General features: G+C 71.5%; 20 protein-coding genes. 6 read left to right on the plus strand and 14 right to left on the minus strand.

The window, feature by feature from the left end; translation table 11 throughout:
- Positions 1–97: 97 nt before the first annotated feature.
- From IFU40_RS09825 to IFU40_RS09835, 3 genes are all read right to left on the minus strand, one after another.
- Entirely contained in the window at positions 98–700 is a 603-nt protein-coding gene (locus tag IFU40_RS09825) for an HD domain-containing protein (RefSeq protein WP_055834953.1), read from the minus strand.
- A 198-nt stretch (positions 701–898) separates the two neighbouring features.
- Positions 899–3,394: a glycogen/starch/alpha-glucan family phosphorylase gene (locus tag IFU40_RS09830; RefSeq protein WP_191926202.1), complete on the minus strand. Its 2,496-nt coding sequence runs from the start codon at positions 3,392–3,394 to the stop codon at positions 899–901.
- A gap of 112 nt (positions 3,395–3,506) precedes the next feature.
- Positions 3,507–5,345 carry a lipase family protein gene (locus tag IFU40_RS09835; RefSeq protein WP_191926203.1) on the minus strand — a complete coding sequence of 613 codons (1,839 nt, stop codon included), beginning with the start codon at positions 5,343–5,345 and terminating at the stop codon, positions 3,507–3,509.
- Between the two features lie 189 nt (positions 5,346–5,534).
- On the opposite strand from IFU40_RS09835, the gene IFU40_RS09840 reads away from it, so the two are divergent.
- On the plus strand, positions 5,535–6,344 hold the full coding sequence (locus IFU40_RS09840) for a DUF1206 domain-containing protein (RefSeq protein ID WP_191926204.1): 810 nt from the start codon (positions 5,535–5,537) through the stop codon (positions 6,342–6,344).
- Between the two features lie 3 nt (positions 6,345–6,347).
- Here the strand turns inward: IFU40_RS09840 and IFU40_RS09845 are convergent, their stop codons facing one another.
- From IFU40_RS09845 to IFU40_RS09855, 3 genes are all read right to left on the minus strand, one after another.
- Complete coding sequence (locus IFU40_RS09845; RefSeq protein ID WP_191926205.1) at positions 6,348–7,169, minus strand: aldo/keto reductase; 822 nt, start codon at positions 7,167–7,169, stop codon at positions 6,348–6,350.
- Positions 7,170–7,269: 100 nt separating this feature from the next.
- Positions 7,270–9,066 (minus strand): proline--tRNA ligase, encoded by a 1,797-nt coding sequence (locus tag IFU40_RS09850; RefSeq protein ID WP_191926206.1) that lies wholly within the window; start codon positions 9,064–9,066, stop codon positions 7,270–7,272.
- A 37-nt stretch (positions 9,067–9,103) separates the two neighbouring features.
- Positions 9,104–9,694: a TetR/AcrR family transcriptional regulator gene (locus IFU40_RS09855; protein ID WP_070408265.1), complete on the minus strand. Its 591-nt coding sequence runs from the start codon at positions 9,692–9,694 to the stop codon at positions 9,104–9,106.
- Between the two features lie 63 nt (positions 9,695–9,757).
- Here IFU40_RS09855 and IFU40_RS09860 point away from each other — a divergent pair, with 63 nt between their 5' ends.
- Both IFU40_RS09860 and IFU40_RS09865 read left to right on the plus strand, forming a co-directional pair.
- Positions 9,758–10,321 carry an NAD(P)H-dependent oxidoreductase gene (locus tag IFU40_RS09860; protein ID WP_191926207.1) on the plus strand — a complete coding sequence of 188 codons (564 nt, stop codon included), beginning with the start codon at positions 9,758–9,760 and terminating at the stop codon, positions 10,319–10,321.
- A 194-nt stretch (positions 10,322–10,515) separates the two neighbouring features.
- Positions 10,516–10,821 carry an antibiotic biosynthesis monooxygenase gene (locus IFU40_RS09865; RefSeq protein ID WP_249404189.1) on the plus strand — a complete coding sequence of 102 codons (306 nt, stop codon included), beginning with the start codon at positions 10,516–10,518 and terminating at the stop codon, positions 10,819–10,821.
- A 185-nt stretch (positions 10,822–11,006) separates the two neighbouring features.
- Here the strand turns inward: IFU40_RS09865 and IFU40_RS09870 are convergent, their stop codons facing one another.
- The 4 genes from IFU40_RS09870 to IFU40_RS09885 form a co-directional block, all read right to left on the minus strand.
- Complete coding sequence (locus IFU40_RS09870) at positions 11,007–11,396, minus strand: type II toxin-antitoxin system VapC family toxin (protein WP_342343511.1); 390 nt, start codon at positions 11,394–11,396, stop codon at positions 11,007–11,009.
- A complete protein-coding gene (locus tag IFU40_RS09875; protein WP_070408268.1) occupies positions 11,393–11,629 on the minus strand; it encodes a type II toxin-antitoxin system Phd/YefM family antitoxin in 237 nt (78 codons plus the stop codon). Before IFU40_RS09875 ends, IFU40_RS09870 begins: the two co-directional genes overlap by 4 nt.
- 326 nt (positions 11,630–11,955) lie before the next feature.
- Entirely contained in the window at positions 11,956–13,071 is a 1,116-nt protein-coding gene (locus tag IFU40_RS09880; RefSeq protein WP_191926210.1) for a hypothetical protein, read from the minus strand.
- Entirely contained in the window at positions 13,068–13,598 is a 531-nt protein-coding gene (locus tag IFU40_RS09885) for a sigma-70 family RNA polymerase sigma factor (RefSeq protein ID WP_191926211.1), read from the minus strand. The genes IFU40_RS09880 and IFU40_RS09885 overlap by 4 nt, the downstream gene beginning before the upstream one ends.
- Positions 13,599–13,767: 169 nt before the next feature.
- Here IFU40_RS09885 and pcp point away from each other — a divergent pair, with 169 nt between their 5' ends.
- The gene (pcp, locus tag IFU40_RS09890) at positions 13,768–14,406 is read left to right on the plus strand and encodes a pyroglutamyl-peptidase I (protein WP_070408271.1); all 639 of its coding nucleotides are present in this window, start codon (positions 13,768–13,770) and stop codon (positions 14,404–14,406) included.
- 21 nt (positions 14,407–14,427) lie between these two features.
- Here pcp and IFU40_RS09895 read toward each other — a convergent pair whose 3' ends face one another.
- Together IFU40_RS09895 and ispG are read right to left on the minus strand one after the other, a co-directional pair.
- Positions 14,428–15,612 carry a benzoate/H(+) symporter BenE family transporter gene (locus IFU40_RS09895; protein WP_191926212.1) on the minus strand — a complete coding sequence of 395 codons (1,185 nt, stop codon included), beginning with the start codon at positions 15,610–15,612 and terminating at the stop codon, positions 14,428–14,430.
- 75 nt (positions 15,613–15,687) lie between these two features.
- Positions 15,688–16,839: a flavodoxin-dependent (E)-4-hydroxy-3-methylbut-2-enyl-diphosphate synthase gene (ispG, locus tag IFU40_RS09900; RefSeq protein WP_191926213.1), complete on the minus strand. Its 1,152-nt coding sequence runs from the start codon at positions 16,837–16,839 to the stop codon at positions 15,688–15,690.
- A gap of 207 nt (positions 16,840–17,046) precedes the next feature.
- On the opposite strand from ispG, the gene IFU40_RS09905 reads away from it, so the two are divergent.
- On the plus strand, positions 17,047–18,987 hold the full coding sequence (locus IFU40_RS09905) for an anthranilate synthase family protein (RefSeq protein ID WP_191926214.1): 1,941 nt from the start codon (positions 17,047–17,049) through the stop codon (positions 18,985–18,987).
- Positions 18,988–19,101: 114 nt separating this feature from the next.
- Here IFU40_RS09905 and IFU40_RS09910 read toward each other — a convergent pair whose 3' ends face one another.
- Entirely contained in the window at positions 19,102–20,418 is a 1,317-nt protein-coding gene (locus tag IFU40_RS09910) for a M50 family metallopeptidase (protein ID WP_070408274.1), read from the minus strand.
- Between the two features lie 87 nt (positions 20,419–20,505).
- On the opposite strand from IFU40_RS09910, the gene IFU40_RS09915 reads away from it, so the two are divergent.
- The gene (locus IFU40_RS09915; protein WP_191926215.1) at positions 20,506–22,170 is read left to right on the plus strand and encodes a Mur ligase family protein; all 1,665 of its coding nucleotides are present in this window, start codon (positions 20,506–20,508) and stop codon (positions 22,168–22,170) included.
- Positions 22,171–22,277: 107 nt separating this feature from the next.
- Here the strand turns inward: IFU40_RS09915 and dxr are convergent, their stop codons facing one another.
- Positions 22,278–23,360: a 1-deoxy-D-xylulose-5-phosphate reductoisomerase gene (dxr, locus tag IFU40_RS09920; RefSeq protein ID WP_191926216.1), complete on the minus strand. Its 1,083-nt coding sequence runs from the start codon at positions 23,358–23,360 to the stop codon at positions 22,278–22,280.
- Positions 23,361–23,363: the final 3 nt, after the last annotated feature.

Genomic DNA, 23,363 nt, shown 5'->3' on the forward strand with positions numbered 1-23,363 from the left:
GCGGGATCTCGGCACCTCAGCCCGCGCGACGTCGCGAAGTTCAGGAGTTCTGCACGGGAGGGCCGGTGGCGGGCAGCCCGACGCACGGGAGCCTGCGTCACAGGCGCTCGAGCGGGTTCGCGGCCAGCTTCGCGACCACTCCCCCCTCCGCCAGTCGGCGCGCCGCGGTGTCGGGCTTTCGCGCGGCCTGGTCGAGCACGCAGGCGCCGAACTCGGCGGCGAGCGTTCCCCGCGGATGGGCGCGGAGCACCTCGCGGCGGAAGTCCTCGGGCAGCGCGTCGGGGCGGGCGCCCGAGATGTCGAGCGCCGTCGCCGTCTCGAGCAGGTGGCCCTCGGCATCCATCGCCGGGTCGACGCTCGGCCAGTTGTGCCGCACGATCACCTCGAGCACGCGCTGGCGCCGCGCGGGCTCCCACCCCGCCCCCGTGGTCAGAGCGATGCCGACGTGGCCGCCCGCGTGCTCGTACGAGAGGGTGTGGTTGTCGTACTCGGCGACCGTGCCGACGTCGTGCAGCACGGCGGCGACGTACAGCAGCTCGTGGTCGATGCCGGTGATGCCGTCGACGCGCGCGAACGCCTCGGCCCAGAGCCAGGAACGCAGGGCGTGCGCGGTGATCGCGGGCGACTGGTACTGCGTCGCCAGTTCGAGGGCACCGCGCGCGGCGAGAGTGTCGGGCACGGGGATGTCGGCGATCTGCACGGGGCCTCCGGGGTCGGGTGAATCCTCACTCTTCCGCCGCGCGCCCGGCGCCGACAGACCCGCTCCGGTCAGCGACCGAAGGCATCCTGCCAGAGCGGGGCACCCCGCGGGGCCCCGAGCGGCACGCCGGTCGTGCGTCGCGCACACGTCACGGAACGCGGATGCCGCGACCGAGGGGGCCGCGGCATCCGGAACCGCTCAGCTCACGGGCGACGCGTGCCAGATGCGCTCGAGGTAGTCGCGCATCGCGCGGTCCGACGAGAAGTACCCGCTGCGCGCGACGTTGAGGATCGCCGAGCGCACCCAGCCGTCCTGGTCGGCGTAGGCGGCGTCGACCCGCTCCTGCGCGTCGAGGTACGACGAGAAGTCGGCGAGGGCCATGAACCGGTCTTCGTACAGCAGGTTCGACACGAGCGGCTCGAACACCGTGCGGTCGCCGTCCGAGAACGCTCCCGAGGCGATGAGGTCGATGGCGCTGCGCAGCCGCTCGTCGCCCTGGTAGTGGTCGGCGGGGCGGTAGCCCTCGCTCCAGAGCGCCTCGACCTCGGGCTCGCTCATGCCGAAGAGGAAGAAGTTGTCGTCGCCGACCAGGCGGCGGATCTCGACGTTCGCTCCGTCGTCGGTGCCGATGGTGAGCGCTCCGTTGAGCGCGAGCTTCATGTTGCCCGTGCCCGAAGCCTCTTTGCCCGCGAGCGAGATCTGCTCCGACAGGTCGGCGGCGGGGATGATGCTCTCGGCCAACGTCACGTTGTAGTTCGCCGGGTACAGCAGCTGGAGCTTGCCCTCGACGCGCGGGTCGGCGCTGACGACCTCGCCCACGGCGTTGATGAGGTGGATGATGCGCTTGGCCATGCCGTACCCGGGTGCGGCCTTCGCCCCGAACAGGAACGTGCGCGGCTGCACCTCGTCGATCGGCAGGCGCCCCGACACGATCCCCTCGTACGTGCTGACGATGTGCAGCACCTTCAGCGTCTGCCGCTTGTACTCGTGCAGGCGCTTGATCATCACGTCGAGCATGTGGGTGTCGTCGAGGGGCGCGTCGCCGCGGGACTCGAGCACCCGCCCGAGGCGCCGCTTGTTGGCGAGCTTCACCGCGGCGAAGCGCTCGCGGAAGTCGCCGTCGTCGGCGAGGGCCTCGAGCCCCCGCAGCCGCTCGAGGTCGACCGTCCAGCCCGCGCCGAGGGCCTCGGTGATGAGGGCCGACAGGTCGGGGTTCGCCAGGCGCAGGAACCGGCGCGGGGTCACGCCGTTCGTGACGTTGGTGAACTTGTCGGGCCACATCTGGGCGAAGTCCTTGAGCACGTTGTCGCGCAGCAGCTGCGAGTGCAGCTCGGCGACGCCGTTCACCTTGGAACCGGCGACGGTGGCGAGGTAGGCCATGCGCACCGAGCGGGAGGGGTGCTCGCCGATGATCGACATGTTGCGGATGAGCATCTCGTCGTCGCCGAAGCGCTCGCGCACCTCGAGCAGGAACTCGTCGTTGATGCGGTAGATGATCTCGAGGTGGCGGGGCAGCAGGCGGCCGAGCAGGTCGACCGGCCAGACCTCGAGCGCCTCGGGCAGCAGCGTGTGGCAGGTGTAGGCGAAGCATTTCTGCGTGATGGCCCAGGCGGCATCCCACTCGAGCTTCTTCTCGTCGACGAGCACGCGCATGAGCTCGGGCACACCGATGACGGGGTGGGTGTCGTTCAGCTGGAAGATGACGCGCTCGGGCAGTGCCTCGATGTCGAAGTCGTCGGGCAGCACGTTCTCGATGAAGTCGGCGATCGAGGCCGCGACGAAGAAGTACTGCTGCTGCAGGCGCAGCTCCTTGCCCTGGGGCGTGGAGTCCTCGGGGTAGAGCACCTTCGAGATGTTCTCGGCGAACGTCTGCGCGCGCACCGACTCGACGTAGTCGCCCGAGTTGAAGGTGTGCAGGTCGAAGGCGTTGGTGGCCACCGCACGCCACAGGCGCAGGGTGTTGACGCGGCCGTTGTGATAGCCCGGGACCATCATGTTGTAGGGCACCGCGAGCACGTTCCACTCGGGGACCCAGCGGGTGCGCTCGACGCCGTCGTCGTCGTACGTCTCGGTCGTGCCGGCGAACGAGACGGTCTGCGCGGCCTCGGGGTGCGGGAAGTCCCACGGCGAGCCCATGCGCAGCCACGCGTCGGGCTGCTCGATCTGCTGCCCGTCGGCGAACGCCTGACGGAAGATGCCGTACTCGTACCGGATGCCGTACCCGATGGTCGGCACGCTCATCGTCGCGAGCGAGTCGATGAAGCAGGCGGCCAGACGACCCAGGCCGCCGTTGCCGAGGCCCGGCTCGATCTCGACCGCGCGCACGGCGTCGATGTCGATGCCGCACTGGGCGAGCGCCTCGGTGGCGATGTCGGTGAGGCGCGCCGCGAGCAGGTTGTTGTCGAGCTGACGGCCCAACAGATACTCGGCCGAGAGGTAGCAGACGGTCTTCGCCTGCAGCTTCTTCTGCTGGGCGCGATCGTCGAACCAGCGCGCCATGAGGTAGTCGCGCACCGTGAACGCCAGCGCCAGGTACTGGTCGTTGACGTCGGACGCCGACAGGGTCACGCCCTGGTCGAAGTTCAGGTTCTGCAGGAACTGTTTCGTGAAGCCGTCGACCGAGGCTGCGGGCGCCACGACGGGCGCGATCGCGAGCGGGTGGGTGGGACGAAGCTCTGAGGTGTTCTCGGGCACCCTCCGACCGTAATCAGAACGACCCCGTCCTGCCAGGATTCACCGAGAACGACACATGATCTTCACCACCGCGCCGCACGACGACCGGGGGCTGGATGCCGGATGCCGGCGGTCAGCGCAGACCGCACCCGTCGACGACCTGCGTCTTGCGTTCGATGAGATTCTTCGTCCAGGTGTAGAGGACCGGCAGGAAGCGCGACTTCGGCAGGATGGGGCGCAGGTGGTCGTAGCCCGCGTACGTCGCCCACCGCACCGGCTGCCCCTCGGCGCAGAGCTTCTGCACGTAGTCGCGCTGCAGGCTCGGCGGGATGACCTCGTCGTCGGCTCCCCAGGCCACGAGCATCGGCGTGCCGAGCGGCTCGGTCATGGCGTTCTCGGCGAGTCGGCGTCCGAGGGCGCCGTCGGTGAGGTCGGCGTTGTACAGCGGGCGGTCCTCCGACACCCCGAGCGCCGTCAGCACCGAGACGACGACGCCCGGCTCGGTGGGGCATCGCTGGGTCATCTCGAGCACGATCGAGCGCGAGCCCTCGGCGATGTAGTCGTCGAGGTGCACGTCGGCGTAGGTCTGCGCGTACGGCACCAGCACCCACGAGGTGATCACCGAGAGCATGGCGTTCGGCGGTCCCGACAGCAGCTCGCGCGCCAGGGCGGGCGGGTCGGCGACGGGGGCGACCACGGCCGTGCCGAGCACGTCGATCCCGGGGGCGTAGTCCTCGGCGATCGCGGTGGTCCACAGCGCTGCGTGTCCGCCCTGCGAGTGGCCCCAGACCACCGTGTCGGGCGAGAGCGTCACATCGGTGCGCAGCTCCGCCGTCGCCAGCACCGCGTCCAGCGACGAGCGCGCCTCGCCCCGGCCGATCAGGTAGGGGTAGGTGCCGGGTGCACCCTGGCCGGAGAAGTCCGAGGCGACGACCACCCAGCCGGCCTTGAGCGCCTGCTCGAGGGCCGGGATCGACCACCGGGTCGCCGAGGCGTCGCGCAGGCTCGGTGCGCACCCCTGGGCCACCCCCGTCGTGCCGTGGTTCCAGATGATGACGGGACGGGGTCCCGGGGGCGGGTCCTTGGGCATGATCACGAGGGCGCTCGCCACGGCGGGCCGGCTCACGGCATCCCTCGTCGTGTAGAGGATGCGCGTGACGTCGCCGTTCTGGGGAAGGCGGCCGAGGTAGGCGTCGGAGCGGATGAGACGGCCGTGACCGCTCGGCACCTCGGCCGGGGCGTCGTAGAAGGCGTCGACGACCGGGGCGCCGTCGTTGAGCCAGTCGTTCAGCCACCACCCGCCCGCGGCGGTCGCGACCAGCACGAGAGAGAGGGCGTAGCGGCCGGCGGCGGCCCAGCGCAGCCGCGTCCGGCGACGTCGAACGGCCCGCGGCGCGTCGAACGGCGTTCGCGGCGCGTGCGGACGACGGATGCCGCGGACTCCGCGGGCGAACACCCCCACGCCGAACACGATCGTGCGCACCCCGAACACCACCGCGAGCACCAGGACCGTGACATCGGGCCAGGTGAACGACAGCAGTCCGAGGGCGATCTGGGCGACACCCCAGGCCAACGACAGCACGCGGGCGCTGACCTCACCCGACGAGACGGCACGTCCCACCGACGCGAGCCCCCCGATGACGAGCAGCACCGCGAGCACGGGCGGCAGCAGTTCGAGGCTGCGCCCCAGCCAGACCAGGACAGCGACACCGGCGACGATCCAGGCGGCGGCCACCGACCGCGCCCACCATCCGGCGGGGCGCGCGACCAACTCGACGATGCCCATCACCACGGCACTGGCACCGACGTAGATGCCGAGCAAGACCAGCGAGGTGAGCGGCCGCGACACGATCAACGCCCCCAGCACCACCACGACGATCCCGACGATCAGCAGCACGCGCGGCGGGGCGTGGCGGGTGAGCACCGGGAGCGCATTCCACCGGCGCGGGCGCGGGCGGCGGGGTGCGGGCATCAGGCAATCCTAGGCAACGTGGCACCGCGCGAATCGGGCGAGGGGCTCGCGCCTCCGCGGATGCCGCGAGACGACGCGCGACGGGCGCGGCCACGCGGGCGCGCGGGCGAACGCACGGCGCTGCACACGACGCAAGGGACACGGCACACGCGATTACCGGATTCCCGCACCGCGGCATACGGTTCGTCCGTGCCGTCTTCCGCCCGAACAGCCGCGCGCGATGCCGAGGCCAACCCCGCCTTCCGCGTCGCGGCGCGCACGGGATACGTCGCCAACGGCATCCTGCACCTGCTCATCGGCGGCCTCGTGCTCGCCGTCGGCTTCGGTGCGGCCGAAGACACCGACCAGACCGGGGCATTCCGAGCCCTCGCGGCGGTGCCGCTCGGTGCCGTGGCCCTCTGGGCTCTGGCGATCGGCCTGGTCGCCCTGGGCTGCTGGCACCTGCTGCAGGCCGTCGCTCCCCGTCACCTGTCGGGATGGCGCCGCCTCGCGCGGATCGCCGCCGAGGCGCCGCAGGGCCTCGTCTTCGTCGTCATCGGGATCCTCTCGGCCTCAGTCGCGCTCGGCGCGCGCCCCCGCGCCGAGCAGGCCGCCGAAGACGCCAGCGCCGCCGTGCTCACCCTCCCCCTCGGCGGGCTGCTGCTGGGCACCACCGGAGTCGTCGTCGCGAGCGTCGGCATCGGCTTCGTGTGGATGGGACTGCGCCGCTCGTTCCACTCCAAGGTGCGCATCCCCGACGGACCGGCGGGCCACGCCCTCAGCGCGCTCGGGGTGGTGGGCTTCCTCGCCAAGGGCGTCGCGCTCGGGATCGTCGGGGTGCTGCTCGTGGTGGCCGCCGTGACCGTCGAGCCCGATACCGCGGGCGGCCTCGACGGCGCGGTGTCGGCGCTGATCGCGCTTCCCACCGGGCCGGTGCTGGCGTTCCTCGTGGGCCTGGGCTTCATCGCCTACGGCGTGTTCACGGTGTTCCGCGCCCGCTACGCGCGGCTCGACGTCTGAGCGTCAGTCCAGCGCGGGGTCGCGCCCGGTGCGCTCCCCCGTGTCGAGCGTGGCGATCGCCGCGTGGTCGTCGGCGTCGAGGGTGAAGTCGAAGACGTCGCCGTTCTCGCGCAGACGCGCGAGCGACACCGACTTGGGGAACACGACCAGGCCGCGGTCGAGGTGCCAGCGGACGACGACCTGGGCCGGAGTCTTGCCGTAGCGCTCGGCGATCCGCCTGAGCACGGGCTCGTCGAGCAGCCCGCCGCGCGCCAGCGGCGCCCACGACTCGGTGACGATGCCGTGCGCGGAGTCCCAGTCGACGAGGTCGTTCTGCGGGAAGCGCGGGTGCAGCTCGACCTGGTTCACCGCGGGGAGCACGCCCGTCTCATCGCGCAGCCGCTCGAGGTGCGGGATGGCGAAGTTGCTGACGCCGATCGAGGTGGCCCGGCCCTCGTCGCGCAGGCGCAGCAGGGCGCGCCAGGTGTCGACGTAGCGGTCCGCGCTGGGGATGGGCCAGTGGATCAGGTACAGGTCGACCCGGTCGAGGCCCAGCCGTGCGCTGCTGGCGTCGAACGCGCGCAGCGTCTCATCGAACCCCTGGTCGTCGTTCCACACCTTGGTCGTGACGAACAGGTCGTCGCGGTCGAGGCCCGACGCGCGCAGTCCCTCGCCGACCTCGGTCTCGTTGCCGTAGAGCGCGGCCGTGTCGACGTGACGGTAGCCCGCGGCGAGCGCGCCGGCGACCAGGTCGGCGGTGACGTCGGCGGGCACCTTGTAGGTGCCGATGCCGAGCTGCGGGATCGTGGAGCCGTCGGACAGCGACAGGCGGGGGGCGGCGATCATGGCATCCACGCTACCGGCGCGCGCACCTACCGGGTCGGTCAAAGGCGGAACGGCACCCCGGTCGACTTCGCGTCGGCGGGGTGCCGTTCCGGCACATCGATCAGCGGGTGAGCGCCGCCACCGCGTCGGCGACCGCGAGCGTCTCGCGCTCGCCCGTGCGGCGGTCCCACAGCTCGACCTGGCCCTCGGCGGCGCCACGGCCGACGATGAGGATGCGCGGGATGCCGACGAGCTCGGCGTCGCCGAACTTGACGCCGGGCGAGACCTTGGGGCGGTCGTCGTAGAGCACGTCGCGCCCCGCAGCCTCGAGCTGGGCGGCGACCGACTCGGCGAGCTCGAACGCCGCCGCGTCGCGACCGGTGGCGACGACGTGCACGTCGAACGGGGCGACCGACTCGGGCCAGATCAGGCCCTTCGCGTCGTTGTTGAGCTCGGCGATGATCGCGAGGATGCGGGTGACGCCGATGCCGTACGAGCCCATCGTGACCGTGGCGAGCTTGCCGTTCTCATCGAGCACCTTCAGGCCCAGGGCCTCGGCGTACTTGCGACCGAGCTGGAAGACGTGACCGATCTCCATGCCGCGCGCGAGCTCCACGGGGCCCGAGCCGTCGGGAGCGGGGTCTCCGGGGCGCACGGTCGACACCTCGACGAAGCCGTCGCCGACGAAGTCGCGGCCGGCGACGAGCGAGTGCACGTGCTTCTGGTCGACGTTGGCGCCGGTGATCCACGCGGTGCCGTCGACGACGCGCGGGTCGAGGACGTACCGGATGCCGGTGGCCGATTCCTCGCCCAGCACGGCGCCCGTCGGCGACCAGGGGCCGATGTAGCCCTTGACCAGCAGGGGGTGCTTGGCGAAGTCGGCTTCGGTCGCGGCTTCGACCTCGGCGGGCGCGAAGGCGACCTCGACGCGCTTGTCGTCGACGTCGCGGTCGCCGGGAAGACCCACGACGACGAGCTCGCGCGTGCCGTCGAGGTGGGTGAGGGCCATCACGACGTTCTTCAGCGTGTGGGCGGCGGTCCACTCGGTGGCCCCGTCGGTCGCCGGGCCGGCGATACCGGGGGCGGGCGCGTCGAGGTGGGCGTTGCTGTGGTCGACGAGGGTCGCGATGGTGGGGGTGTTCGGGGAGTCGAAGATCACGGCATCCGGGCGGCCCTCGATCGGCAGCGCCTCGGGCACGACCGTGGTGAACGCCTCGACGTTGGCCGCGTAGCCCCCGGCGGAGCGCACGAAGGTGTCTTCGCCGATGGGGGTCGGGTGCAGGAACTCCTCTGACTTCGAGCCGCCCATGGCACCGGCGTCGGCGGCGACGATGACGTACTCGAGGCCCAGGCGCGTGAAGATGCGCTCGTAGGCGTCGCGCTGCGCCTGGTACGAGACGTCGAGTCCGGCGTCGGTCGCGTCGAACGAGTACGCGTCCTTCATCGTGAACTCGCGGCCGCGCAGCAGGCCGGCGCGGGGGCGCGCCTCGTCGCGGTACTTGTCCTGGATCTGGTAGAGCGTCAGCGGCAGGTCCTTGTACGACGAGTACAGGTCCTTCACCAGCAGGGTGAACATCTCTTCGTGCGTGGGAGCGAGCAGGTAGTCGGCGCCCTTGCGGTCCTGCAGGCGGAACAGCGCGTCGCCGTACTCCTCCCATCGACCGGTCTGCTCGTACGGATCGCGGGGCAGGAGCGCCGGGAAGTGCACCTCGAAGGCACCGGCGTTCGCCATCTCTTCGCGCACGACCGCCTCGATCTTGGCCTTGACCTTCAGGCCCAGCGGCAGCCAGGCGAAGATGCCCGGCGCGTTACGGCGGATGTAGCCGGCCCGCACGAGCAGGCGGTGGCTGGCCACCTCGGCATCGGAGGGGTCTTCACGGAGCGTGCGGAGGAAGAAGTTCGACAGACGGGTCACCACGAGAGTCGAGTCTAGGGCGGCGGATGCCGCGGCTCGCTCACGCCGTGGGCATCTGTCGGACGAAAGCGACGAGCGCATCGAGGCCGGATACGACGGCGTCCTGCGGCAGGTGGCCGGCGACGACGAGGGTCGCCATGCCGTGAGCGAGCGACCAGGCGCCCGCGACCGTGGCCTCCAGACGCTCTCCGCTCAGAGTCGGATCGACGGCGACGATCGCCTGGGCGATGAGGTCCTCATTTGCACGGATGAGCGGGGCCATCTCGGCGGACGGTGCACCAGGGATGCAGATCTCGGGGTCGAAGACCAGCGCGAAGCCTTGCGGGTGAGCGACGGCGTAGTCGACGTACGCGCTGGCGATGGCGCGAATGGCCGGCGCTCCGGGCGTCACCTCGGCGACGGCGCGTCGTTGGCCTTCGAGGAGCTGCGCCATATGGCGCTCCGACAGGCGCTTGAGGAGCGCACGTCGGTCGGCGAAGTGGTGGTAGGGCGCGTTGTGGCTGACCCCCGCGCGCCGCGCGACTTCACGGAGGCTCAAGACGCCGACACCGCTCTCGGCGAGGAGTTCGTCCGCAGCGACGAGCAAAGCGGGGCCGAGATCGCCGTGGTGGTATTTCGACGATGTTGACACGGGCAAGATTCTAGCTATGTTGATATCGTCCAGATTCTGGACACTGTCCACATTAGGAGACCCATGACCGCGCTCGTCCTCGACGGACACCCTTCCGCCGACTCGCTCACCTCCGCCCTCGCTCGGCGTTACGCCGACGCGCACGGCGACGCGCGGCTCCTCGCCGTGCGCGACCTCGACTTCGACCCGGTCCTCCAGCGGGGATACCGGCAGAGGCAAGACCTGGAGCCCGACCTTGCCGACGCCCTCGACGCGTTGCTGGCCGCGTCGCACGTCGTCGTCGCGACGCCGGTGTGGTGGGCCTCCACCCCCGCACTGCTGAAGGGCTTCTTCGATCGCGTTCTCCTCCCGCAGCGCACCTATCGCTACGGGGCGAACGGCGTGCCGCAGGGCTTGCTGAACGCCCGCACCGGGCGACTCCTGCTCACCAGCGACTCTCCGCGATGGTTCCTCGCGTACACGGGAGACCCGACCCTCCGACAGGTCCGTAATCAGACGTTGCGCTTCTGCGGCATCCGTTCGGTGCGGACGACGCACTTCCCGTCGGTGCGCAGGTCCGACGACGCAGAGCGTCGCGCGTGGCTCGACCGAACCGCCGCCATCGCGCAGCGCGATGCGCGCCGCTGAGCGAGCGACACGGCCCGTACGGGCGGTGCAGTGTCCGTCACCGGCCGTGCAGAGCCCGGCGGCGGTGTCGCCCCGTGCGGAGACCTACGATTACCGCGCGCCGGCGCTGAGTCGGATCGGGCTGTCAGTCCTGGGCAGCATCGTTGGCAGGTACTCGACGGCGGCCACGAGGAGCGGCAGCTACCGTGATCGACATGATCGTTCGTGTGTCGGAGGCCCGCCTTCATGCGGGGCTGCAAGCGGAGTTCCTGACGCTCCTGGTGAACATGGTGGCCGAATTTCCCCAGCGCTACCGAGGCCTTGTTCGCCATGAGGTTCTCATCGATCGAGGCGATCCACTCCGGGTGCAATATCTGAGCGTCTGGTCCGACGAGGCGGCACTTGTGAACTATGCCGGTGAGAGGTGGCAATCGGATCCTGTGACGTTCCCAGAAGAAGACAGGTTCCTCACGCACCCTCTGACTCTCCACCATTTCGAGACGGTCCCGATCACTGCGTAGAACGTGCCTGTGTCGGTGGCGAGGAGCCGGCGCACGTGCGGGGCGACGATCGGAGTCGGGTAACGGCTCAACCCCCGGCCATCCGAAGACGCGCCGCGGAGCCCATGGCGGCCACCACCGTCACTCCGCGCGACCCGCGCCCGTGCGACGATGCGTCGAGAGGAAGAGGGGTCAGCCGAGACGCATCACCAGAGCACCGCCAACCCGGCGAGACCGGCGAAGGCGGCGTCGTCGGTGATGAGCGTCAGCGACTCGACCATCGCCTGCGCCGCGAGCATCCGGTCGAAGGGGTCGCGATGGTCCCACCGCATCGAACCCGCGAGAAGCGCGTGCGTCTCGTCGATGGCAAGCCGTTCGACGCCGAGGCGGTCGAGATGACGTTCGTAGCCGCCCACGAGCGCGTCCGCCTGGGGTAGCTTTCCGATCCGGTTCTTTGTGGCGATCTCCCAGGCCGACACCGCCGAGACAGTCAGTCGGGATGCCGGATCGGCGATCACCGACGACGACTGCGGTCCGAGTCGCTCGGGAGCGGTCAACGCCCACAACAGAGTGTGCGTGTCGAGAAGAAACCTCACGCCCCGTCTTCCCATGCGGCGAGCTCGTCGTCGGGGAGCGCATCGGCGAAGCCGGGAGGCACCTGGTAAGCGACGAACCCGAGTTCTCGACGGGACGGAGCATCGACGGCGACGAGCTTCGCCGCCGGCGTGTCGCCGCGCGCGATGACGACCTCGTCACCGCGCTGCACCGAGGCGATGAGAGCCGAGAGATGCGTTTTGGCGTACTGCACCTTCACGTGGGAGGTCTTCATGCCGGAATCCTCTCACCGCCGTGCGAGCTTGGTCAACCAGACCTGGTCACTGGTCTCTCCCACCGAGTGGGAGCACGGCATCCGCCGACGCCCCGCCCGTCAGCGGCGCCCCACGTGCAGCACCGCGCGTGTGACGAGACTCGCCACGAGCGCCCGGAAGGCCGCGCTCATCCCGAACACCGTGCCTCGTGCCGATCGAACAGCGCGGCGAGCGCGAGCTCGTCGCCTCGGCATACCCGGGGCCAGAGCCCGGCGTCGTCGTCCACCAACCCCTCCGGCGATGCGGTGCGTGCCGTCGCGGCGGGTGGGAGGTGGATGCCGAGAGCTCAGCCGAGAGCGGAGATGATCGCCGCGGTCACAGCTCGCAGCTGTTCCCTCGACAGATTCTCGCCGCTGACGTCGACGACCCCTCCGGCGGCGTTCGCGAGAAGGCGCCCGCCGTTGCCGTCTGCTGCGGGCATCCACCAGGCTGTCTGCGCTCCGCCGACCTCGACGGGGCTGCCGCCCGACTGCTCCCCCTCGCCCGGATCGGATCGCGCACCCGCGGCGAGGCTGACCCGCAGGCTGGGAGGATTCGTCTCGTCGTACGAGACCGGGACGAACGTGCACCAGGATGCCGCGCCCCGGGCCGTGAGAACCTCCCAGGCCTGACCTTGCGGCACGTTATCGGTTCCGAGCGGTCCGAGATCGTCACGCCCGAGTGCCCCCTCCACCGCCCCCTCAAGCTGCTCGCCGCAGTCGGCGAGGCGCCACGCGCCGGGCGAGAGGGGCCGCTCGGTCCCCGGCGACACGGCTGCGCGCGCACCCGCCTCCGCGACCGCACGTACCGCGGTGGCGCCGTCGTCGGAACCGACGACCACCCACGCGTCGCCGAACCGCTCCGAGTAGTCGCAGGGCCCACCCCCGTCGCAGACGGGTGCCGCGCCGACCCGCGACCGGACCTCGTCCGGCACGACGGACCACGGCAGAACGGTGAGGTTCACCACCTGCCATTCGGCCGGGTCCTGGGCGCGCCACTGGCACGAGATCCCGCCGAGCCACCTCGCATCCCACACGATCGGCTCCCGCGACAGCCGCATCTCCACGCCCGCGTTAGCCGAGACCGTGCTGTCGTCGAAGACGGTCGAACAGTCGCCGCCGAAAGCCAGAGCCGGCGCGGTCGGGGTCGGCGAGGGAGCGGTCGGGCTCAGGGTGGGCGTCGGCGTCGCGGTGAAGCGGGGCGTCGGCGCGGTCGCGTTCGGCGACGGCGAGGTCGCGATCTCGGGCGCGCTCAGCGTCGACGTCGCCGCCACTCCCCCGGCGATCGCGACGATCAGAGCCGCCGCCACCGATCCCGCGATCCAGGTGCCCCGGTGGGCGCCCGTCGGGGTGATCCCCCGCGCACCGCCGAGGATGCGTGCGCGCATCGCCGCTCGCTCATCGGGCGTCAGCTCGTCGTTCATGCCCGTGCTCCTTCCGGCGCGAGGTCGTCGCGCATCTTCGCCTTCGCGCGGGCGAGACGCGACTTGACCGTTCCCGCGGGGATGCCGAGGGCTTGGGCCACCTCGCGTTCGGCGTAGCCCTCGAGCACCGCCAGCACGACGACGGCCTGCTCCCGTTCGGGGAGCCGTTTCAGGGCGCCCAGCACGGCGCCGTCGTCGACGTCGGGCGCCGGAACGGGCGGTGCCGCGGGCACACGCTCGAGCAGGGTGCGGTACCGCCTCCCCGAGCGCTCGAGGTTGCGTGCGCAGTGCGCCACCGCCGTCAGCAGCCACGGCAGCGGAGACCCGTCGACCAGACGCACCGACGCGCGTTTGCGCCAGAGTTCGAAGAACGCCACCGTCACGGCATCCTTCGCGTCCTCGCGGTGCGTGAGCAGTCTCGTGGCGTGGCGGAACAGCCGCGCTTCGTGCCGATCGAACAGCGCGGCGAGCGCGAGCTCGTCCCCTCGGCATACCCGGGACCAGAGCCCGGCGTCGTCGTCATCCACACTCAGTAGTGTCCACATCCCGCCCATCGGTTCCCTCGCGGGGAATGTTTTCGATGTCGAATCGGTAACGACATCGCCGATCGGCGTCGACGGGCGCGCCGGATGCCGGGTGTGCGGCGCCCGCGCCGCGGGCATCGTCGACGCAGCCCCCGCGCCGTAGCCTGGAACGATGACCACGGTGCTTCTCACGGGCTTCGAGCCGTTCGCCGGTGACGCCACCAACCCCTCCGGTGATGCGGTGCGCGCCGTCTCGGCGGGCTGGAGCGGCCCCGAGGAGCTGATCGTCGAGGTGCTGCCGGTCACCTTCGACCGGGCGGACGCGCAGCTGCGGGCCCTCATCGACCGGTATCGACCCGACGTGGTGATCGCCACGGGACTCGCCGGCGGTCGCACGCAGGTCACCCCGGAGCGCGTGGCCATCAACCTGGCCGATGCCCGCATCCCCGACAACGACGGCGCCCAGCCCGTCGACCGCCCGATCGTCGAGGGCGCGCCCGCGGCGTACTTCGCGACCGTCCCGGTCAAGGCGATGGCGGCGGCGATGGGCGAGGCCGGCATTCCCGCCGCGGTGTCGTACTCGGCGGGCACGTTCGTGTGCAACCAGGTGATGTTCGCCGCCCTGCACGCGACGGCGTCGACGCCGGGGGCGCGCGCGGGGTTCGTGCACGTCCCGTACGCGAGCGAGGACGCCCCCGTCGGCGCCCCGTCGCTCCCGCTGGCCGACATCGTGCGCGCGCTCGAGAGCGCGGTGCGCGCCGCGATCGACGTGCCGACGGATCTCGCCGTGTCGGCCGGCACCCTGCACTGAGGCCGCGCGCAGCCCCCGGGCTCAGCCGGCGCGGCGCCCCAAGTGCAGCACCGCGCGCGTGACGAGGCCCGCCACGAGCGCCCAGAAGGCCGCGCTCACCCCGAACACCGCGATCCCGGATGCCGCGACCAGGAACGTCACCACGGCGGGGAGCCGCTCGCCGGGATCATCGATGGCCTGCTGCACCGCCGAGCCGAAGGCGCCGAACAGCGCGACGCCCGCCACCGCCGGGATGACGCCTGCCGGGGCCAGCAGCACGATCGCGGCAAAGGCCGCCGACAGCGCGCCCAGCACGAGATAGGTGCTGCCCGCCGAGACGCCCGCCACCCAGCGCTTCTTCGGGTCGGGGTGGGAGTCGGGGCCGGCGGCGATCGCCGCGCTGATGGCCCCCAGGTTCATCGCGTGTCCGCCGAAGCCCGCCGCGGCGGCCGATCCGAGGCCGGTGACCAGCATCGCGGGGCGCCACGGGATCGTGTAGCCGAGGCTGCGCATCACGGCGACGCCGGGGACGTTCTGCGACGCCATGGTCACCACGAACAGCGGCAGCGCGATGCCCACCACCGATCCGACGGTGAGCGTGGGGACGGTGAACTCCAGCCGCGGCAGCAGGGTCGCGGCATCCGCGTCGACGCCGGTGCGCGCCAGCTCCACGGCGACCACGACGATGGCGGCCAGGAAGGCCAGCGGCACGGCCCAGCGGGGCAGCAGACGCGAGGCCACGAGCCAGACGATCAGCACCGGCGCCACGCCCCACGGGTCCTGGATCAGGCCGAGGAACGGGGCCACGCACAGCGGCAGCAGCACGCCGGCCAGCATCGCCTGCGCGATCGAGGCGGGAATGCGGGCGATCAGGGCCCCGAGCGGGGGGAACAGCGCCGTGCAGAGGATGAGCGCCGCCGACACGAGGAAGCCGCCCACCACCGCTGGCCATCCGCCGTCGACCGCGCCGGTGGCGGCGAGCAGTGCGACGCCGGGGGTCGACCACGCGACGGTGATCGGAATGCGGTAGCGCCCCGCGAGAACGATGCACCCGACACCGACGACGAGGGTGATGGCGAGCAGTCCGCTGGCCGCCTGCTCCGCCGTCGCCCCGACGGCCCGAAGACCGGTGAGGACGACCGCGAAGGTGCTGGTGAAGCCGACGAGGGCGGTGACCACCCCGGCGATGAGCGGACGGGTGAGGGAGGCGGCGGGATTCTCGGTCATGACGATGCCGACGCTAGCGGAACCCCACAGCGCGCCGGCGACGCCGTTGCGCGCGGCGGCCGGGTGAGCGCCGCGTCAGGCCGTGATGACCTGCGCGGTACCGGTGGCGGCGTCGGGGCCCATCTCGGCGGCGAGGCGGTTGGCCTCGGCGATGAGGGTCGCCACGATCTCGGACTCGGGGACGGTCTTCACGACCTCGCCCTTCACGAAGATCTGGCCCTTACCGTTGCCGGAAGCGACGCCCAGGTCGGCGTCGCGCGCCTCACCGGGGCCGTTGACGACGCAGCCCATGACGGCCACGCGCAGCGGCACGGTCATGTCCTTGAGGCCCTCGGTGACGTCGTCGGCGAGCGTGTAGACGTCGACCTGCGCACGGCCGCACGAGGGGCACGAGACGATCTCGAGCTTGCGCTCGCGGAGGTTCAGCGACTGCAGGATCTGGTGGCCGACCTTGACCTCTTCGGCGGGCGGGGCCGAGAGCGAGACGCGGATCGTGTCGCCGATGCCCTCCGACAGCAGGATGCCGAAGGCCGTGGCGCTCTTGATCGTGCCCTGGAACGCGGGGCCCGCCTCGGTGACGCCGAGGTGCAGGGGCCAGTCGCCCCGCTCGGCGAGCAGTCGGTAGGCCTTCACCATGACGATGGGGTCGTTGTGCTTGACCGAGATCTTGAAGTCGTGGAAGTCGTGCTCCTCGAACAGCGAGGCCTCCCACACGGCGCTCTCGACGAGCGCCTCGGGCGTGGCCTTGCCGTACTTCTCGAGCAGGCGGCGGTCGAGCGACCCGGCGTTGACGCCGATGCGCAGCGACACGTTCGCGGCCTTGGCCGCCTTCGCGATCGCGCCGACCTGGTCGTCGAACTTGCGGATGTTGCCCGGGTTCACGCGCACCGCGCCGCAGCCGGCGTCGATCGCCTGGAAGACGTACTTCGGCTGGAAGTGGATGTCGGCGATGACCGGGATCTGGCTCTTCTTGGCGATGATGTGCAGCACGTCGGCGTCGTCTTGCGACGGCACGGCCACGCGCACGATCTCGCAGCCGGATGCCGTGAGCTCGGCGATCTGCTGAAGGGTGGCGTTGATGTTGGTGGTGGGAGTCGTGCACATCGACTGCACGCTCACGGGGGCGTCACCGCCCACGAGCACCTTGCCCACCTTGATCTGGCGGGTCTTGCGACGAGGCGCGAGGACCTCCGGCACGCGGGGCATCCCGATGTTCACTGCAGGCACGGACTCAGCCTACGCCGTGGTACCCGGACGGGGGCTGAAGGTGCCCTGTGGTAGGTTCGGCGCCATGCGCGCGCACACATCCTGGTGGCACACCGTCTAGGCGGTGCGCTCGCATGCAACAGACCGCCCTCCCCCTGGGGAACCCGGGCGGTCTTCGTGTTTTCGGCGGCCGCTTTGGACCCTCGCTCACAGACGGAAGTTATCTCGATGACCGGGCCCGACCCCTCCTCCCTGCTCCTCGACCTCGCCGCAGGTTCTGCTCCCTTCGCCGTGATCGCCCGTGACGGCGTCACGGTCGAAGTCCTCACGGGCGACGTCGTCGACGTCGACCTGCTGGCCGACGTGCCGCTCGTCGACGACGCCGGCACACCCCGCGAAGTGCTCGCGCTCGTGCCGTACCGCCAGGTGCGCGAGCGCGGCTTCGTCTGCCACGACGACGGCGCGCCGCTGCGATGCCTCGTCATCGACCAGCGCGTCTCGCTCCCCCGCGCCGAGGTACTGGCATCCCTGCCGACGACCGCGATCCCCCTGCACGACGCCGGCTTCGACATCACCGACGAGGACTACGCCGACATCGTGCGCGAGGTCATCGCCGATGAGATCGGCCGCGGCGAGGGTGCCAACTTCGTCATCCGTCGCGACTTCGTCGCCGGGGTCGACGTCGACCCGCGGATCGCCGCGCTCACCTGGTTCCGCGCGCTGCTCGAGCACGAGAAGGGCGCCTACTGGACCTTTGCCGTCGTCACCGACGGGCACATCGCCGTGGGCGCGAGCCCCGAGGCGCACGTCAGCGCCCAGGGCGGCATCGTCACGATGAACCCCATCTCGGGCACCTTCCGCCACCCGGCGGGCGGGGCGACGGCCGAGACCCTCGCGGAGTTCCTGCGCTCGACCAAAGAGACCGAAGAGCTCTTCATGGTCGTCGACGAGGAGTTGAAGATGATGAGCGCCGTCTGCAGCGACGGCGGACGCATCACCGGTCCCCACCTCAAAGAGATGTCGCGCCTGACGCACACCGAGTACATGCTGCGCGGGCGCAGCGACCTCGACCCGCGCGACATCCTGCGCGAGACGATGTTCGCGCCCACCGTCACCGGCTCGCCCATGCAGAACGCGTGCACGGTGATCGCGCGCCACGAGACGACCCCCCGCGGCTACTACTCCGGGGTCGCCGCCCTCTTCACACCCAACGGCGCCACCGAGGGACCCACGCACGATCTCGACGCGCCCATCCTCATCCGCACGGCCTATCTGGTCGACGGGCGGCTGCGCGTGCCGGTCGGTGCGACGCTCGTGCGCCACTCCGACCCGTACGGCGAGGTCGGCGAGACCCACGGCAAGGCCGCTGGCGTGCTCGGCGCGATCGGCGCGATCCCCCGCGACACGACGCCCGCCGCTCCCGCCGACGCCGATCCCGACGCACCGGCGGCCCCGCGCCGTCCCCTCGGCGAGGATCCCGCGATCGCCGAGCTGCTGGCATCCCGCAACGACCGCCTCGCACCGTTCTGGATGAACCCGCAGGATCCCGACGGCTCCGGTCCCTTCGCGGGCCGCACGGCGCTCGTCGTCGACGCCGAGGACCGCTTCACCACGATGCTCGCGCACCAGCTGCGCCACCTGGGTCTCGACACCCGTATCGTGCACTGGTCCGGGGTCTCCGACGACGACCTCGACGCCGCCGACCTGGTGGTCTCGGGCCCCGGCCCCGGCGACCCGCGCGACGACAGCCCGCGCATGAGCGCGATGCGCCACGTCGTCGGACGCCGCCGCGCCGCATCGACGCCGTTGCTGGCGGTGTGCCTGAGCCACCAGATCCTCGCCGACTCGCTGGGGATCGACCTCGAACCCCTCGCCCGGCCGCACCAGGGCCTGCAGAAGAGTGTCGAGCTGTTCGGCGAGTCCGCCTCGATCGGGTTCTACAACACGTTCACGGCGCGGGTGGCTGCCGGAGACACGCAGCGCGGCCTCGCCGTCGGCTCCGCGGGCGGCACGACGCAGACCGTCACCGACGTCGCGGCGGATGCCGAGACGGGCGACGTCTACGCGCTCCGCGGCCCGGGCTACGCCTCGGTGCAGGGTCACCTCGAGTCGATCCTGTCGCGCGACGGCATGCGCACGCTGGAGCGTCTCATCGCCCACGTGCTCTGAGGCCGGAGGCGAACGGCACGCCTCCTGCATGAGCGACAGCGGCCGCCCCCGTTCCGGGTGCGGCCGCGTCGATGTGCCGGAGCACTGCGCCGGCGACGAGAGCGCCGCGTCCGCCTAGAGCAGCTTCACCGGGTTGAAGATGTCGGCGAGGAACAGCACGCCGCCCATCCCGACGAGCAGGATCACCACCACGAAGGTCACCGGCACCAGGCGGGTCGCGTCGACCGGCTTGGCGATGCGCCCGCGAGCGCGCGCGAGGACTTTCTTCAGACCGTCCCAGAGGGCGACGACGATGTGGCCGCCGTCGAGCGGCAGCAGCGGGATGAGGTTGAAGACGAAGAGAGCGACGTTCAGACCCGCCAGGAGGGCGATGATCGACTGCACTCGGTCGAGGATCGGCGCGTCCACCGCGGCGATGTCGCCCGCGAGGCGGCCCGCACCCACCACGCTCATGGGGCTGGTGGGGTCCCGGGGCTGACCGGTGAGGGTGTCGACCGCGGTGTCGTAGATGCGCACGGGCAGGGTCGCCACGATCCGGCCGACCGCCTCGATCTGGGTGATCGTCGCCTGGGGACCGCTCCACAGGGGCTGCGGCACGAGGGACTGCTGCGCGGTCACGCCGGCGAAGCCGACGGTCTCGAACTCGGGGGCACCCGACGCGTCGACGACCGGGCGACCCTGGGCGTCGGTGACGGCGCGATCGGTGGTCTGCGGGGTGAACTGCACGGTCTGCTGCGCCCCATCGCGTTCGATGACGACCGAGAGCGGCGTGCCCGGCGAGCGCTGGATGATCGCCGCGGCGTCGGCGAACGTCGCCACCGGCGTCCCGTCGATCGACACGATCGTGTCGCCCGGCTCGATGCCCGCGGCGGCGGCGGGGGCGACGGGATCGGCCGACGTGCACGCGTCGCGCTGCTGGCTCGCCGGGATCACGCACTGCGAGACCGACGCGACGGTGGTGGTGCCCTGCTGCACGCCGATGCCGCTCAGCGCGATCGAGAACAGCACAACGGCGAGCACGAGGTTCATCAGCGGGCCGCCGAGCATGACGATCACGCGCTTCCAGACCGGGAGCTTGTAGAAGACGCGATCGTCGGCGGCGACGAGCGTCTCGGCGTTGGCGTCGCGGGCGTCCTGCACCATCGTGGCGAAGAAGCGCGACCGGCGGGTGCCGGGCTCGTCCTCGTCGGGGGCGGGCGGATACATGCCCGCCATCGAGATGTACCCGCCGAGCGGCAGGGCCTTGACGCCGTACTCGGTCTCGCCGATGCGCTTCGACCAGAGCGTGGGCCCCAGGCCGATCATGTACTGCCCGACGCGCACGCCGAAGAGCTTGGCGGGCACCAGGTGCCCGACCTCGTGCAACGCGATCGAGACGGCCAGGCCGAGCACGAGCACGATGACGCCGAGGAGGAACGCGATCGCAGTCACCCGCCGACGATACCGCCGCATCCCTTTGAACCGCCCGTGCGGCCGCGATGCGGTGTCTGTGCGACACCGGATGCGACAATGGACGAGATGCCGACCCACGCGCCCTCGAACCTCCCGCCCGTGCTCCGGCCGGAGCGTCCGCCCCGCCGCGACCTCGCGGAACTCGCCCGCCGCTTCGGCGTGCGCAGCTCCGGCGACGTCGACGGCACGACCCTCACCGGCATCACGCTGGCCACCGCCGATCTGCGCGCGGGCGAGGCCTTCGTCGCGATCCGCGGAGTCAACCGCCACGGTGCCGAGTTCAGCGCGACCGCCGCCGAGCGCGGTGCGGTCGCGGTGATCACCGATGCCGACGGCGCCGAGATCGCAGGCCCCGCGGGTCTTCCGATCGTCGTGGTCGACGATCCCCGCGCCCTGCTGGGCGACCTGTCGGCCTGGGTCTACGGCACCGGTCCCGACGACGAGCTCCCCCAGTTGCTCGCCACGACCGGCACGAACGGCAAGACGAGCGTGTCGCACCTGCTCGAGGGGATCCTGGGGCAGCTCGGGGTCGTCACGGGTCTGTCGTCGACGGCCGAGCGTCACATCGCGGGCGACGTCATCGTGTCGCGGTTGACGACTCCCGAGGCCTCGGAGTTCCACGCCCTGCTCGCCCTCATGCGCGAGCGCGGCGTGCAGGCCGTCGCAGTCGAGGTCAGCGCGCAGGCGCTCACCCGGCACCGCGTCGACGGTCTGGTCTTCGACGTCGCCGGCTTCACCAACCTCACCCACGACCACCTCGACGACTACGCCGACATGCGCGAGTACTTCGAGGCCAAGCTCCCGCTGTTCCGTCCCGACCGCGCACGACGGGGGGTCGTCTGCCTCGACTCCGCCTCGGGTGCCGAGATCGCGGCCCGCGCCGAGATCCCGGTCGTGACCATCGCGACACCGGCCATCGCCGACGACGCCGCCGCGGCGGAACACGCCGACTGGGTCGTCGAGATCGTCGACGAGCGTCAGGAGGGTACCGAGTTCACGCTGCGCGATCGCGCGGGCCGCTCGCTCACCACCGTCGTGCCGGTGATCGGCCGGCACATGGCCGCCAACGCGGGTCTGGCGATCGTCATGCTGCTCGAGACCGGCTACACGTGGGAGCACCTGTTCAGCACCCTCGACGGCGAGCGCATCGAGGCCTCGCTCCCCGGCCGCACGCAGCTCGTCTCGGGCCCCGAGGGACCCGCGGTCTACGTCGACTTCGGGCACTCCCCCGACGCGTTCGAGAAGACCCTCGCGGCGGTCCGCCGCGTGACGCCCGGAAAAGTCGTCATGGTCTTCGGCGCCGACGGCGATCGCGACGCGACCAAGCGTCTCGACATGGGCCGCACCGCCGTCCTGGGCAGCGACGTGCTCATCGTCACCGACCACCACCCCCGTCACGAGAACCCGGATGCCATTCGCACGGTGCTCGTCGAGGGCGCACGCCGTGCCCGTCCCGACGCCGAGGTCCACGAGTTCACCCCGCCCGAGCGCGCGATCCTCGAGGCCGTGAAGCTCGTCGGCGAGGGCGACGCCATCCTGTGGGCCGGCCCCGGCCACCAGGATTACCGCGACATCCGGGGCGTTCGCACCCCGTACTCGGCGCGTGAGCTCTCGCGCCGCGCGCTGCGCGCGGCCGGCTGGGCCGTGCCGGATCCGCAGTGGCCCGTCCCGTACCCCGCCGACCGGACGCCGTCGTCGGATCCCGAACGCCCGGTCGACTTCCCGGCCTGACGCCCGCCCGTCCCGCGGATCCGCGGGCCGACGCCGCCCGGCGCGTGAGGACGGCGCTGCCACCCCGCGCGCGAAGCCCCGCGGGAGCGGGCACCCGCGAGCCGTCGTCAGCGCGCGGCGATGATCTCGTCGGCCGTGCGGCGTGCCCAGGCCTCGGCCTCGGCCAGCGACTCCCGCGTGAGCGTCGACGGCGGCTCGTGCTGGTCGACCACGCGCTCAATGAGGTCGACGATGTCCAGGAAGCTCAGCCGCCCCTCGTGGAACGCGTCGACGGCCTGCTCGTTGGCGGCGTTGAACACGGCGGGGTAGGTCGCCCCCGCGCGTCCGACGCGCTTGGCCAGGGCGACCGAGCCGAAGGCCTCCTCGTCGAGGGGCTCGAAGGTCCACTGCGACGCGCGCGTCCAATCCAGGGGAGCGCCGACGCCGGCGACGCGGTGCGGCCAGTCGAGCCCGAGCGAGATGGGCAGTCGCATGTCGGGCGGCGACGCCTGGGCGATCGTGGAGCCGTCCACGAACTCCACCATCGAGTGCACGATCGACTGCGGGTGCACCGTGACGTCGATGCGGTCGTAGGGCACGTCGAACAGCAGGTGCGCTTCGATGACCTCGAGGCCCTTGTTGACCAGGGTGGCGGAGTTGGTGGTGACCACGCGGCCCATGTCCCAGGTGGGGTGCGCGAGCGCCTCGGCGGGGGTGACGTCGGCGAGCTGGGCCCGCGAGCGCCCGCGGAACGGACCTCCGGATGCCGTGAGCACCAGCCGGCGCACCTCGTGCGCCTCACCGGAGCGCAGCGCCTGCGCGATCGCGGAGTGCTCGGAGTCGACCGGCACGATCTGGCCCGGTGCGGCGAGCGCGGTGACGAGCGAACCGCCGACGATCAACGACTCCTTGTTGGCGAGGGCGAGGGTGCGGCCCTCTTCGAGCGCGGCGATCGTGGGGCCGAGGCCGACCGAGCCGGTGATGCCGTTGAGCACCACGTCGGCCTCGACGTCGCGGACGAGCTGCTCGGCGTCGGTCGCGCCGAGCGCCGTATGCTCCACGCCGAACTCCTCGGCCTGCGCGTGCAGGCCGGCGCGGTCGGTGCCGGCGGCGAGGCCGACGACCTCGAAGCGGTCGGCGTTGGCACGGATGACGTCGAGCGCCTGCGTGCCGATCGAACCGGTGGAACCGAGGATGAGGACGCGGCGCATCCC

It is taken from the genome of Microbacterium sp. CFBP 13617 (assembly GCF_014839445.1).
Lineage (GTDB): Bacteria > Actinomycetota > Actinomycetes > Actinomycetales > Microbacteriaceae > Microbacterium.